Genomic DNA, 13,554 nt, shown 5'->3' on the forward strand with positions numbered 1-13,554 from the left:
TCCCGTTGCCGACCTGATTGCCGATGCCCAGTGAACCTGCGTTGCTGTTACGTCACCACCGCCCTTTCATCGCGTTCTGGCTGGCGCGGATCTTTACCGCCAGCGGCTTCCAGATGCTCACCGTGGCGATCGGCTGGAACCTCTACCAGCTGACCGGCAACGTCTTGGACCTGGGCCTGGTCGGCCTGGTGGAATTCGTGCCGCGCGTGCTGTTCATGCTGCACACCGGGCACGTGGCCGACCGCTATGAACGCCGCCGTGTCGCTGCCATCTGCCAGACCTTGCAGGCGCTGATCGCCTTGTCCCTGGCCATCGGCGGCCTGACCGGCAACGTGACCCGCGAGATGATCTTTATCCTCGCCTTCCTGCTGGGCGCCGCGCGATCGTTTGAAATGCCCACCACCCAGGCGCTCTTGCCCAGCATCGTGCCCAGCGCGCTGTTCCCCCGCGCTGTGGCCGCTTCGCAATCGGCCCAGCAACTGGCGACCATCGTCGCACCGGCCCTGGGCGGCCTGCTTTATGCGTTTGGCAGTGTGTGGGTGTACGGCCCCACCGTGGCGCTGTACCTGATCGCCTGCGTGCTGACCCTTAACCTGCCCGCACGCCAGACCCCGCTGAACAAAGCCAAGGCCACCATGGACTCGCTGCTGGCCGGCATACGCTTTATCCGCAGCCGCCCGGACATTCTCGGCGCCATCTCCCTGGACCTGTTTGCCGTGCTGCTGGGCGGCGCCACCGCACTGTTACCGGTGTTCGCCAAGGACATCCTGCTGACCGGTGCCTGGGGCCTGGGCCTGCTGCGGTCGGCCCCGGCCGTGGGCGCATTGCTGATGTCACTGTGGCTGGCGCGCTTTTCGGTGGACCGCCAGGTGGGCCGCGTGATGTTCACCGCCGTCGGCGTGTTCGGGGTGGCAACCATCGCCTTCGGCCTGTCGACTTCGTTCTGGTTTTCACTGGCGGTGCTGGTGGTACTGGGCGCGGCAGACATGATCAGCATGGTCATCCGTGCGTCGTTCGTGCAGTTGGAAACGCCAGATGAAATGCGCGGGCGAGTGAGTGCGGTCAATGGCCTGTTTATCGGTGCGTCCAATCAATTGGGCGAATTCGAATCCGGGATTACCGCCCACTGGTTTGGCACCGTGCCTGCGGTGGTGATGGGCGGGGTTGGCACGCTGGTGGTGACCGGGGTATGGATCAAGCTGTTCCCGACCCTGGCCAACCGGGATCGCATGCATGTGCCGGTGGAAGAAACCAAGCCATAGGCTTCACCGCCATACCCTGTGGGAGCCGGGCTTGCCCGCGATAGCGGTGTATCAGGCAACTTTCTGGTGGCTGATACACCGCTATCGCAGGCAAGCCAGCTCCCACACTGGAACTTCATTTGTCTGGCGGTTTGCGCTACAACACCTTATCCAAGGTAATCGGAAACTCCCGGACCCGTTTGCCGGTGGCGTGGTAAACCGCATTCGCCACCGCCGCCGCCACCCCGACAATGCCGATTTCCCCCACGCCCTTGGAACCGAGCGCATTGACGATCTCGTCGTGCTCTTCGACGAACAGCACGTCAATCTCGCCAATATCGGCGTTCACCGGGATGTGGTACTCGGCCAGGCTGTGGTTCATGTAGCGCCCCAGCTCATGGTCGACCTGGGTCTCTTCATGCAGGGCCATGCCAATGCCCCACACCACGCCGCCAAGGATCTGGCTGCGGGCCATCTTGGGGTTGACCACGCGCCCCGCGGCAATGGCGCTGACCACACGGCTGACCTTGATGGTGCCCAGGTCTTCATCAACCCGCACTTCGACAAACACCGCCGAATGGGTCGCGCAGGCATAGCCCTGGCGCTTCTCGTCCGGCTCGCTGTCAACCTGTGCTTGCAGCACCTCTTCACCGCTGTCCTTGACCAGTTGCGCCAACGACACACTCACATCACCGGCATGCAGTTGGCCCTCTTCAAACCGCACGGCTTCGGCGTCCTTGAACACCGGGTAGGCCTGCCGGGCGACCTGCAACAACTTGGCATTCAGCGCTTCACAGGCTTGCTGCACCGCCGTACCCACCGAGGACACGGTAAACGAGCCGCCCTGCAACGGCGCCGTGGGCAACGACGAATCGCCCAGCACAAAACGCACGTCGGCCATGGCCACGCCGCTGGCCTGGGAGGCGATCTGGGTCATCACCGTGTAGGTGCCAGTGCCAATGTCGGTGGTGGCGCTGCTGACGGTGAGCTTGCCCTGCGCGTCGAGGCGCGCCTTGGCGCTGGCTTTCATCTGCATGGCTTCCCACACGCCGCCGGCCATGCCCCAGCCGATCAACTGGCGGCCGTCACGCATGCTGCGCGGTTCGGGGTTGCGTTGGTGCCAGCCGAAGCGTTCAGCGCCCTCGCTGTAGCATTCGCGCAGGGCCTTGCTCGACCAGGGTTTGTCTTCGTTCTGGTTACGTTCGGCGTAGTTGATCAGGCGCAATTGCACCGGGTCGATGGCCAGGGCACAGGCCAGTTCGTCCATGGCACATTCCAGGCCGATCACACCCAGTGCCGCACCGGGGGCGCGCATGTCCAATGGGGTAAACACGTCCAGCGGCACCAGCTTGTAGGTCATGTGCACGTTGTCACAGTGATAGAGCATGCCGCTCCACTCCACCACGTGCTCGCTGAAATCCTCAAAGCGCGACGTCTGGCCAATCGCGGTATGCCCCAACGCCAGCAAGCGCCCATTGGCGGCGGAGCCCATCTGCAAACGCTGCAAGGTGCGCGGGCGATAGCCGAAGGTGAACATCTGCTGGCGCGTCAGGGTGACGCGCACCGAGCGTTTGAGCGCCATGGCCGCCATCACCGCGAGCGGCAATTGGTATTGCGGGCGCAGGCCCGAACCGAAGGCACCGCCGACGAAAGCGGCAAAGATGCGCACCTGGCTCTTATCCAGGCCGAAGACTTTTTGCACATAAGCCTGGCAGTTCTGCGGGCCCTGGGTCTTGTCGTGGATATGCAGGCTGCCGTCGGGCTGATACAGCACGGTGCTGGCGTGGGGCTCCATCGGGTTGTGGTGCTCGATGGGCGTGCTGTAGTGCAGGTCCAGACTGATTGCGGCACCGGCCCATTCAGCCTCGAAGTTGCCTCGCGGTTCGGGCGGGTTCTGGGGTGACGGGTGCGCCGCCGCTTGCCGGGTGAGCAGGTCGGTTTCGAAGGTTTCGGGCGCGTAGTCGATCTGCACCAGCGAGCCGGCGTGCCGCGCCAGTTCGAGGTTATCGGCAATCACCAGGGCCAGGGGCTGGCCGCTGTAGAGCACGCGGTCGTTATACAGCGGGCGAAAAGGCGAGCCATCGGCCGCATCGGCATCGGCGAACGCCTCGTCATAGCTGGCGATTTTCGGCCGGTTGAGGTGATGGATCACGTCCACTACACCGGGCAAGGCCAACGCCTTGGACGCATCAATGCGCAGCACCCGGCCTTTGGCGATAGTGCTCGACACCACGCTGCCATGCAGCAGGCCGTCCTCGGGAAATTCACCGGCGTAGCGCGCTTGGCCGGTGACCTTGAGCAGACCGTCGACGCGGTCCATGGGTTTACCGATGGCGCTCATGGCTGTTCTCCTGCGACGGCGGCGTCGCTCAGGGCACGAATGATTGCACGCCGGGCCAGCTTGACCTTGAAGCCGTTGTGTTCCAACGGTTCAGCGTCTTGCAGCAGGGCGTCGGCGGCGGCGCTGAAGGTTTCGCGGCTGACCGTGCGGCCAATCAGCAAGGCTTCCACTGCGCGGTCACGCCAGGGTTTATGCGCCACACCGCCCAAGGCCAGGCGGGCGTCGATGATTTCATCGCCGTCCAGTTCCAAGGCGGCGGCCACCGAAACCAAGGCGAAGGCATAAGAGGCACGGTCACGGATTTTCAGGTAATGGCTGTGGCGGGCCAGGTGATCGGCGGGCAGTTCAATCGCGGTGATCAGCTCATCGTCGGCCAACTGGTTGTCACGTTGCGGCGCATCGCCTGGCAAGCGATGGAAGTCGGCGAACTCGATCACCCGCGCACCGCCACGTCCCTCTACATGCACCCGCGCCGCAAGCGCCGCCAGGGCCACGCACATGTCCGATGGATGGGTGGCCACGCACTGTTCACTGGCGCCGAGGATCGCATGGATACGGTTCAAACCGTTGCGCGCCGGGCAGCCGCTGCCGGGCTGGCGCTTGTTGCACGGTACCGCGGCGTCGTAGAAGTAATAGCAACGGGTGCGCTGCAACAGGTTGCCGCCGGTACTGGCCATGTTGCGTAACTGCGGGGACGCCCCGGCGAGGATGGCCTGGGACAGCAACGGGTAACGCTGCTCAATGAGTGGGTGCCAGGCCAGGTCGGCGTTGCTCACCAGCGCACCGATACGCAGGCCACCCTCGGCGGTCTCTTGAATGTCATGCAGCGGCAAGCCGGTGATGTCGATCAGGTGCTCGGGATGGCTGATGTTTTCCTTCATCAGGTCCAGCAGGTTGGTGCCACCGGCGATAAAGCGCGAGGCGGCGCTGCTCATCTGAACGGCCTGCTGCACATCGGTCGGCCTGCTGTAGTGGAAGGGATTCATGACTCACCTCCCTGGCGACGGCAGGCCGGCAGCGCGTCTTCGATGGCGTCGCGGATATTGCTGTAGGCACCGCAGCGGCACAGGTTGCCGCTCATCAGTTCCTGGATCTGCGCACGGTCGTGGGCGCGGCCTTCATTGGCCAGGCCCACGGCGGAACAGATCTGGCCGGGGGTGCAATAGCCGCACTGGAAAGCGTCGTGCTGGATAAAGGCCTGTTGCATGGGGTGCAGTTGGTCGCCGTCGGCCAGGCCTTCGATGGTGGTCAATTCGGCGCCGTCGCACATCACGGCCAGGGTCAGGCAGGCATTCACGCGTTTGCCGTCACGCAACACGGTGCAAGCGCCGCACTGGCCGTGGTCGCAGCCTTTTTTGCTGCCCACCAGGTCCAACTGTTCACGCAGCAAGTCCAGCAAGGTGGTCCAGGGCAACACGTTCAGTTGGCGATCCTGGCCGTTGAGTGTCAGGCGTATCGGGTGGGCGACGAACGGCTGGGCCGCCGCGCCATTGGGGGTCGCGCTCATAAACACCTCACGGGTTGGTGTACGTCCGCGGCGTTCAGGAAAATCGCCGTCTTAGGGGTACGACTTCCCGGGGTTTTGAGCGTTCAAGATGATTGATCAGCGGATATTGAGCTGGGCTTTCAGGGTGTTTTGCGGCGGGTTGATCGAGGTATTGGTGAATTCGAACCAGCCCTGGGCCTGGACGTTCAGGTCGAACACATAGATGTAGCCCATCAAGGTGCCCACGCCGTTGCACGCCTCACTGATGTTGCCGACCTGGCACACCGCTGTGCGTTGCCCATTCAACTCTGCGCCGTTAAAGCGGCCCATGGGGCTGTTGCCCAGGCCGACTTCCATCACCGAGACCTTGGTGGGCCCGCGGTGCTCGCACATCTGGGTGGTGTTGACCCGCTCCGGGATCGCTTCGCTGCAGTTGGCCGATTCCACCTTGAACACCCGCACCTCGCTCAAGGCCGGTGCAGCCGCGCCCCATGCCGGTGCCGCGCCCAGCCACAGGCTGATACTGGCGATCAGAGCTAGACTCCACGGGTTGGCTTTTTTCATGCTGGCAATGACCCGGTATTGAACGTCGGCGCAGTATGCCTCAAGCCCATGCGCCACACAGCCTCGGCTGCTGGTATGATGCGCCGCTTTTTCCGATCCTCTCTGAAACCACAAGCGTTTGGCGCAGTTTGTGCTTTGACTTAGAGGTCAACAAATCACGACGCACACTAGCGTCACAGGGAGCCGGCATGCTGGAAAAGCTGTTTCAACTCAAAGCCCACAACACCAATGTGCGCACCGAGATTCTCGCGGGGATCACCACCTTCCTGGCCATGGCCTACATCCTGTTCGTGAACCCGAGCATCCTCGGCGAGACCGGCATGGACAAGGGCGCGGTGTTTGTCGCCACCTGTCTGGCGGCGGCCATTGGTTCGACCGTGATGGGCCTGATCGCCAACTACCCGATTGCCCTGGCACCGGGCATGGGCCTCAACGCGTTCTTCACCTACACCGTTGTCCTGCACATGGGCCACACCTGGCAGGTGGCGCTGGGCGCGGTATTCATTTCGGCGGTGCTGTTTTTCCTGCTGTCGATCTTCCGCATTCGTGAGTGGATCATCAACGCCATCCCCCTGCCCCTGCGCTCGGCGATTGCCGCCGGCATCGGCCTGTTCCTGGCGCTGATCGCCCTGCATAACGCCGGTATCGTGGTGAGCAACCCGGCCACCATGGTTGGCCTGGGCGACCTGAAACAACCGGCGCCGATCCTGGCGACCCTGGGTTTCGTGCTGATCGTCGCGCTGGAAGCCCTGGCCGTACGCGGCGCGGTGCTGATCGGCATCCTGGCGGTGACCGTCGCTTCCATCGTCCTGGGCTTCACACCTTTTATCGGTGTGACCTCGGTACCGCCGTCCCTGGCGCCGACCTTCCTGCAGCTGGATATCAAGGGCGCGCTGGACATCGGCCTGGTCAGCGTGATCTTCGCCTTCCTGTTCGTTGACCTGTTCGACAACTCCGGCACCCTGATCGGCGTCGCCAAGCGCGCCGGCCTGATGGGCAAGGACGGCCATATGCCGAAAATGGGCCGTGCGCTGATTGCCGACAGCACCGCCGCCATGGCCGGTTCCCTGCTGGGCACCTCGACCACCACCAGCTACATCGAATCGGCCGCAGGCGTGAGCGCCGGTGGCCGTACCGGCTTGACCGCCATCGTGGTCGCGATCCTGTTTTTGCTGGCGCTGTTCTTCTCGCCATTGGCCGCCAGCGTGCCGGCCTATGCCACCGCGCCAGCCTTGCTGTTTGTGGCGGTGCTGATGAGCCAAGGCCTGGCCGAAATCGACTGGGACGACATTACGGTGGCAGCGCCGGTGGTGATCACCGCTCTGGCGATGCCCTTCACTTACTCCATCGCCAACGGCATCGCCTTCGGTTTCATCGCCTGGACCGCCATCAAGCTGCTTTCGGGCCGCTACCGTGAGCTGAACCCGGCACTGGTGATCCTGTCGATCCTATTCGTGATCAAGCTGGGCTGGTTCAACGCATGACTTTTGACGCCGCAAGCTACACCGCTCAACTGCAAGACAAGGTCACGCGCCTGCGTGACCTGCTGGCACCGTTCGACGCGCCCGAGCCGCAGGTATTCGACTCGCCGCTGCAGCACTTCCGCCTGCGCGCGGAGTTCCGCCTGTGGCGCGAAGGCGGCGAGCGCCACTACGCGATGTTCTCCCAGGAGGACAAGCGCACGCCGATCCTCATCGAAGAGTTCCCCATCGCCAGCCAGCGCATCAACCAGTTGATGCCGCAACTGAAGGCCGCCTGGCAAGCCAGCGCCGCCCTGAGCCACAAGCTGTTCCAGGTGGAGTTCCTCACCACCCTGGCCGGCGACGCGATGATCACCCTTTGTTATCACCGCCCGCTGGACGAACATTGGCACACCGCCGCGAACACATTGGCCGCTGAGCTGAATGTGAGCATCATCGGCCGCTCCAAGGGCAAGCGCGATGTGATCGGCCACGACTACGTGGTGGAGAAACTCGACGTCGGTGGGCGCACCTTCAGCTACCGCCAACCCGAAGGCGCGTTCACCCAGCCCAACGGCACGGTGAACCAGAAGATGCTCAACTGGGCCTACGAAGCGCTGGGCGATCGCCCGGACGATTTGCTGGAGCTGTACTGCGGCAACGGCAACTTCACCCTGCCGCTGGCGACCCGCGTGCGCAAGGTGCTGGCCACCGAGATCAGCAAGACCTCGGTGAATGCGGCCCTGAGCAACCTGGATGAAAATGGCGTGGAGAACGTCACCCTGGTGCGCCTCTCCGCCGAAGAACTCACCCAAGCCCTGAACGAAGTGCGCCCGTTCCGCCGCCTGCACGGCATCGACCTGAAAAGCTACGAGTTCGGTAGCGTCTTCGTCGACCCACCCCGCGCAGGCATGGACCCGGACACCTGCGAGCTGACCCGGCGCTTCGACAACATCCTGTACATCTCCTGCAACCCGGAGACGCTGGCGGCGAACATCGCGCAACTGCACGACACGCACCGGATCACCCAATGCGCAATGTTTGACCAGTTCCCGTGGACGCACCATATGGAGTCGGGTGTGTTGCTGACCCGCCGATAAATCTGCGAGGTAGGAGCGAGCTTGCTCGCTCCTACAGTTCCCCTATTGGTTATTCAAGTGTCTGTTGTCTCTGGGGGCTGCGGTACTTCCTTGCGTGGCCGGCCACCCTTCTTGCCATTGGCCCGGGCCGCTGCGGTCTTGGCCGCGCTGCTTTTGCGACCATTGCGCGATGCTACCAGGCTGGTTGCCAGGTCCATCAGCGGCTGGCTTGTAGCGATCAGGCCTGTGATCGAAACATCCAGGTCCTGCGCTTCACAGCTAATCGCCTTGCCACCGAAAGTCACTTCCAACTGCTGGAAATCCTTCGCTGAAAACCCTTCGAACTCCGGCAGGCCAGCCACCGGCAACACCACGCGGCTGCCATCGGAGAAGCCAATGGAGAGGCAGTCGTGTTCATAACGCACATTGCTGGCGTTGGCGTACAGGCGTTTCAACCTGCGCCCTCGGGCGATTGCCTTGTCAACGTCGGCTTCAGTGAGAGGTACATAAGGTGTGACTTTGGCTTTTATGATTTTCATAAATTAATCCCCACGCAATCTGGCGCTCTTACCAGATTCAAAATTGTTTTCTGCCCTACGACATCGTGTCGGGCACGTGCAATCACGTAAACACCACGCTGAATGACCAATCCAGGAAACTGAAACGAAACCGCGCATCCCATCCCTTGCCCCTGACATGCACATGGGGCGGACAATGCTCATCCCTGATAAACACCGAAATGACATAGCCTTTGTAAGCACCTACTCTCATCGTAACCCATCCGTTAGGTTATTTTCCGTCAGGTAACAATTTCCCTCTGCACACCCGACAACCGGCTCCTATTCCCGAAGCTGTTTCACAGATTAGTAACCACAAAAAACCCGGCGAATGCCGGGTTGTAACCAGGGATGCCAACAACTGGAACGACCCGGCCAATGCTCGAAAGCCCTCCTCGTTCAGCAACCTCGCGCAATACTTCAACCGAATGCACATCAGCCGGTGATCCATCAATTGCATTGATTAAACGTTCGATCACCGAACAGATCCGCAGCCATCCATTGACCAAATTAACCAACCAGTACATTTTGACTCCACAACCAATAAGAACTGTGGAGAAGCCTCTATGCCGCCCATCGTGCTGGTGCTCAACGGCCCCAATCTCAACCTGCTCGGCACTCGCGAGCCTGCCACTTATGGCCATGAAACCCTGGCCGACATTGCCGCTTTGTGTGGTCGCAGCGCCGACAAGCTCGGGCTGAAGATCGAGTTTCGCCAGACCAACCACGAGGGCGAATTGCTCGACTGGATCCACGGCGCCCGCAACCGCTGCGCGGGTATTGTGATCAACCCGGCGGCCTGGACTCACACTTCGGTCGCGATCCGCGATGCCCTGGTGGCCAGTGAAGTGCCGGTGATCGAAGTGCATTTATCCAACGTGCATGCCCGTGAAGCCTTTCGTCATCACTCGTTTGTGTCACCGATCGCCCAGGCCGTGCTGGCCGGGTTTGGCAGCCATGGCTACCACCTGGCACTGGAACATTTCAGCCTGACGCTGAAGGGACGCACGTGATGAAACCACGCATTCTCGCTGGCCTGATCGGCGCCGGCATCCAGGCCTCACGCACACCGGCACTGCACGAGCAGGAAGGCGACGCCCAGGGCTTGCGCTACCTGTATCGCCTGATCGACCTGGAGCCGCTGCACCTGGACCTCAACGCCCTGCCGGAATTACTACGGGCCGCCGAGCTGATGCACTTCACCGGGCTGAACATTACCTACCCGTGCAAGCAGGCGATCCTGCCTTTGCTCGATGAGCTCTCCGATGAAGCCAGGGGCATTGGTGCGGTCAACACCGTAGTGTTCAAGGGTGGCAAACGCATCGGTCATAACACCGACTGCCTGGGGTTCGCCGAAGGTTTTCGGCGCAACTTGCACAACGTACCGCGCCAACGCGTGGTGCAGATGGGCGCCGGTGGCGCGGGCGCGGCAGTGGCCCATGCACTGTTGGCAGAAGGCGTGGAGCACTTGAGCATCTTCGATGTCGACCGCACTCGCGCCCAGGACCTTGTGGATAACCTTGCCCAGCAGTTCGGCGTCGGTCGCGCTCAAGTCGGCAGCCACCTGGAAAACGCCATGGCCGAGGCCGATGGCCTGGTGAACACCACGCCGATGGGCATGGCCAAGTTGCCCGGCACGCCTGTACCTGCGGCGTTATTACGGGCTGAATTGTGGGTGGCGGAAATTGTGTACTTCCCGCTGGAAACCCAACTGCTGCGCGACGCGCGCGCCTTGGGTTGCCGTACCCTGGATGGCGGCAATATGGCGGTGTTTCAGGCGGTGAAGGCGTTTGAGTTGTTCAGCGGCGAAGTGGCGGATGCAGACAGGATGCTGGCGCACTTCCAGAGCATGAATATCTAGGGATGCAACCTCATTAAAATGTGGGAGCTGGCTTGCCGGCGATAGCGGTGGGCCAGTCAACCTATGGGGCACTGACAGACCGCTATCGCGGGCAAGCCCGGCTCCCACATTGATTGAGTTCAGCCTTGAAAATGGGTGTTCTCAGGCTTGCAGGTAGCGCAACACCGACTCGCAAATCATTTCCCGATGGCGCTGCTTGATCGCCTCATCCGACAGCTCGATCTGGAAAATCTCGCTGAACGTGTGCCGGTTGGACACCCGGTAGAAACTGAACGAGTTGATCAGCAAGTGCACATCCAGCGGCTCCAGCCCTTCGCGAAACAGCCCCAACTCAGCCCCGCGCCGCAAGGTCTCCCCCAACCCTTCCAGGATTTTGCTGTTCATCGCCTTGATGGTGTCGGTGCGCTTGACGTACTCGGCGTTGTGGATATTTTCGATGCTGACGATGCGCACGAAATCCACATTCTGGTCGTGGTGATCGAAGGTAAATTCCACCAACCGCCGGATCGCCTCACGAGGTTCCAGGGCGGTGAGGTTCATACGCGTCTCAGTGTTGCGGATATCACCGTAGAGCTTCTCCAGCACCTCGACGTATAGCTGCTCCTTGCTGCCGAAGTAGTAATAGATCATGCGCTTGGAGGTATGGATGCGCTCGGCGATGGCGTCTACGCGAGCGCCGGCCAGGCCCTGTTGAACAAACTCGACAATGGCTTCCTGGAGAATATTCTCCCGGGTCTTTTCCGGATTGTTCTTGCGACTCTTGCGCGGTGCGTCAGCTACCGCGGGGAGATCGGGACTCGAGGTCATGGTGCGCTCACGGCCATTGTTGTGCAGGCGCTGATTATGGGCCGCGGCGCTCCCCGAAGGAAGCACCTGCCTTGCGGTTATAGCCGAGCCTGGCGTACCGCCCCACTGCGCGACTTGGCCATCGCCGCCAGACGCACCGCCACGTTGGCCGCGCCGTAGCCGGCATAGCCATTCTTGCGCTGGATGATCTCGAAGAAAAACCGCCCCTCGAACGCCTCGGTGTACACATGAAACAACTCACCGCCCTGGGCGTCGCGGTCGTACAGCACGTTGTAATACGCCAACTCACTGAGGAACTCATCGTCGAAATCGAAGCGTGCCGCCAGGTCGTCGTAATAGTTGAGCGGGATATCCAGCAACGGCACACCGGCCTCTTTGGCCCGGCGTACCTCGGCGAAGATATCCGCGCAATCGAAGGCAATGTGGTGCACGCCCGAACCGCGATAGCTGGAGAGCGCGTGGGAAATCGCCGTGTTGCGGTTTTCGGAGATATTCAACGGCAGGCGAATCGAGCTGCAACGGCTGCGCAACGCACGGCTTTTCACCAGGCCGTAGGGGTCGGGCAGGACCACTTCGTCATCGGCTTCGAAATCCAGCAGGCTTTTGTAGAACAGCACCCAACTGTCGAGGCTGTCGGCCGGCAAGGCCATGGCCATGTGGTCGATGCGCAACAAGCCGCCGCTGGCGGGTGCGGCCGTTTGCAGGTTGAAATCGGTGTCGTACAGCCCGCCTTCGCTGGGGTCGACCAGGTAAATCAGGCTGCCATCCGGCGCACGCACGGCGGCCAATTCCAGCTCGTTGGGGCCGACCAGGCCGCGATATGGCTGGCCCTTGTAGGCCACCGCCCGCTCCAGGGCCTTGGCACTGTCCTTGACCCGAATTGCCGTGGCGCACAGCGACGGGCCGTGGGCATCGAAAAAGTTGTGGGCGAAGGAGTACGGTTCGCAGTTGAGGATCAGGTTGATGTCACCCTGGCGCAACAGGCTCACATTCTTGGAGCGATGCTGGCCGGCCCTGGCGAAACCCAGGCGCTCCAACCAGTGGGTCAGTTTGGCGCCGAGGCTTTCGTCCACGGCAAATTCAAGAAACTCGATACCGTCGTATTCGCTGGCCGCCGGAGTTTCAAACAGGATATCCACGGGCGCAGCGGGGACTTCTTCAGCCAGGCGCTGGCGGGTTTTTTCTTCCAGATACAACAGTGACCGCAAGCCATCCGCCGCATTCGCGCGGGTCGGCGCAGCACGAAAACCGTCATTGAAAATTTCCAGGGACAACGGCCCGGTGTAACCACTTTGGATGATCGGCGCGAGAAAGCCCGCCAGGTCAAATTCGCCCTGGCCTGGGAAGCAGCGGAAATGCCGGCTCCACTCGAGCACATCCATGGCCAGGATCGGCGCATCGGCCATTTGCACAAAGAAAATCTTGTCGCCGGGGATCTGCGCGATGCCGCTGGGGTCGCCCTTGAGCGACAAGGTGTGGAAGCTGTCGAGCAACACACCGAGGCTTGGGTGATCGACCTGGCGCACCAGGTTCCACACCTGCTGCCAGGTGTTCACATGCTTGCCCCAGGCCAACGCTTCATAGCCGATGCGCAGGCCGCGCTTGCCCGCGTGTTCGGCCAGCAGGCTCAGGTCATCGAGCAAAATACGTTCGTCGCCCACGCTGTCGGCCGAGGCGTTACTGCACACCAGCACCAGGTCGGTGCCTAGCTCTTGCATCAGATCGAATTTGCGTTCGGCGCGCTCCAGGTTGCGCGCCAGGCGATCACGGCGGCAGCCTTCGAAGTCGCGAAACGGCTGGAACAGGGTGATGGCGATGCCGAGGTCGGCGCACATCTGCCGGACTTCCCGAGGGCTGCCGTCGTAATACAACAAGTCGTTCTCAAAGATCTCCACCCCATCAAACCCGGCGGCGGCGATGGCTTCGAGTTTTTCCGGCAGGGTGCCGCTCAAGGACACAGTGGCAATAGAACGTTGCATGGAAGACTCCCGGCAATTGTTGTTTGTGGCAAATTATTCGCCCCCAGCCTACAGGCAGCAATTAAAATGTACGAACCGGTTAGTTTTTGGTGCGATTATCGAACACTAAGCCCCTTTGGCGAATTGACGACTTTTTAACCACTGCGCACCATCGACCGGGCAATTCGCTCACGCAACAA

Annotated in this window: 13 protein-coding genes and 1 pseudogene; 5 read left to right on the forward strand and 9 right to left on the reverse strand. The window is 61.8% G+C overall.

The genetic code is table 11. The features are described from left to right. The first annotated feature begins 23 nt into the window (after positions 1-23). On the forward strand, positions 24-1,262 hold the full coding sequence (locus JJD66_RS02415; protein ID WP_133634565.1) for an MFS transporter: 1,239 nt from the start codon (positions 24-26) through the stop codon (positions 1,260-1,262). A gap of 136 nt (positions 1,263-1,398) precedes the next feature. Here the strand turns inward: JJD66_RS02415 and JJD66_RS02420 are convergent, their stop codons facing one another. The 4 genes from JJD66_RS02420 to JJD66_RS02435 form a co-directional block, all read right to left on the reverse strand. After that, the gene (locus JJD66_RS02420) at positions 1,399-3,582 is read right to left on the reverse strand and encodes a xanthine dehydrogenase family protein molybdopterin-binding subunit (RefSeq protein ID WP_200647534.1); all 2,184 of its coding nucleotides are present in this window, start codon (positions 3,580-3,582) and stop codon (positions 1,399-1,401) included. After that, positions 3,579-4,568 carry an FAD binding domain-containing protein gene (locus JJD66_RS02425; RefSeq protein ID WP_020301733.1) on the reverse strand — a complete coding sequence of 330 codons (990 nt, stop codon included), beginning with the start codon at positions 4,566-4,568 and terminating at the stop codon, positions 3,579-3,581. Before JJD66_RS02425 ends, JJD66_RS02420 begins: the two co-directional genes overlap by 4 nt. Beyond that, positions 4,565-5,089: a (2Fe-2S)-binding protein gene (locus tag JJD66_RS02430; RefSeq protein ID WP_200647535.1), complete on the reverse strand. Its 525-nt coding sequence runs from the start codon at positions 5,087-5,089 to the stop codon at positions 4,565-4,567. The genes JJD66_RS02425 and JJD66_RS02430 overlap by 4 nt, the downstream gene beginning before the upstream one ends. Before the next feature lie 96 nt (positions 5,090-5,185). Next, a complete protein-coding gene (locus tag JJD66_RS02435; protein ID WP_096144165.1) occupies positions 5,186-5,632 on the reverse strand; it encodes a DUF4879 domain-containing protein in 447 nt (148 codons plus the stop codon). 188 nt (positions 5,633-5,820) lie between these two features. Here JJD66_RS02435 and JJD66_RS02440 point away from each other — a divergent pair, with 188 nt between their 5' ends. Both JJD66_RS02440 and trmA read left to right on the forward strand, forming a co-directional pair. Further along, the gene (locus JJD66_RS02440; protein ID WP_003194342.1) at positions 5,821-7,116 is read left to right on the forward strand and encodes an NCS2 family permease; all 1,296 of its coding nucleotides are present in this window, start codon (positions 5,821-5,823) and stop codon (positions 7,114-7,116) included. Beyond that, complete coding sequence (gene trmA / locus JJD66_RS02445; RefSeq protein WP_200647536.1) at positions 7,113-8,192, forward strand: tRNA (uridine(54)-C5)-methyltransferase TrmA; 1,080 nt, start codon at positions 7,113-7,115, stop codon at positions 8,190-8,192. The genes JJD66_RS02440 and trmA overlap by 4 nt, the downstream gene beginning before the upstream one ends. A 53-nt stretch (positions 8,193-8,245) precedes the next feature. Here the strand turns inward: trmA and JJD66_RS02450 are convergent, their stop codons facing one another. From JJD66_RS02450 to JJD66_RS02460, 3 genes and pseudogenes are all read right to left on the reverse strand, one after another. Then, the gene (locus JJD66_RS02450) at positions 8,246-8,710 is read right to left on the reverse strand and encodes a DUF2442 domain-containing protein (protein WP_197883757.1); all 465 of its coding nucleotides are present in this window, start codon (positions 8,708-8,710) and stop codon (positions 8,246-8,248) included. Then, positions 8,707-8,942, reverse strand: a pseudogene (locus JJD66_RS02455) (DUF4160 domain-containing protein). The gene JJD66_RS02450 and the pseudogene JJD66_RS02455 overlap by 4 nt, the downstream one beginning before the upstream one ends. Positions 8,943-9,027: 85 nt before the next feature. Next, positions 9,028-9,255: a hypothetical protein gene (locus JJD66_RS02460; RefSeq protein WP_198715359.1), complete on the reverse strand. Its 228-nt coding sequence runs from the start codon at positions 9,253-9,255 to the stop codon at positions 9,028-9,030. Positions 9,256-9,294: 39 nt separating this feature from the next. On the opposite strand from JJD66_RS02460, the gene aroQ reads away from it, so the two are divergent. Both aroQ and JJD66_RS02470 read left to right on the forward strand, forming a co-directional pair. Then, positions 9,295-9,741, forward strand: coding sequence for a type II 3-dehydroquinate dehydratase (gene aroQ, locus JJD66_RS02465; RefSeq protein ID WP_019818037.1), 447 nt, complete (start codon positions 9,295-9,297; stop codon positions 9,739-9,741). Further along, complete coding sequence (locus JJD66_RS02470) at positions 9,741-10,589, forward strand: shikimate dehydrogenase (RefSeq protein WP_234452146.1); 849 nt, start codon at positions 9,741-9,743, stop codon at positions 10,587-10,589. The genes aroQ and JJD66_RS02470 overlap by 1 nt, the downstream gene beginning before the upstream one ends. Positions 10,590-10,730: 141 nt before the next feature. Here the strand turns inward: JJD66_RS02470 and JJD66_RS02475 are convergent, their stop codons facing one another. Both JJD66_RS02475 and quiC read right to left on the reverse strand, forming a co-directional pair. Further along, positions 10,731-11,396: a TetR/AcrR family transcriptional regulator gene (locus JJD66_RS02475; protein ID WP_054896166.1), complete on the reverse strand. Its 666-nt coding sequence runs from the start codon at positions 11,394-11,396 to the stop codon at positions 10,731-10,733. Between the two features lie 77 nt (positions 11,397-11,473). Beyond that, entirely contained in the window at positions 11,474-13,375 is a 1,902-nt protein-coding gene (quiC, locus tag JJD66_RS02480) for a 3-dehydroshikimate dehydratase QuiC (protein ID WP_200647538.1), read from the reverse strand. Positions 13,376-13,554: the final 179 nt, after the last annotated feature.

The organism is Pseudomonas sp. MF6751 (assembly GCF_016613265.1).
GTDB classification, from domain to species: domain Bacteria; phylum Pseudomonadota; class Gammaproteobacteria; order Pseudomonadales; family Pseudomonadaceae; genus Aquipseudomonas; species Aquipseudomonas fluorescens_BV.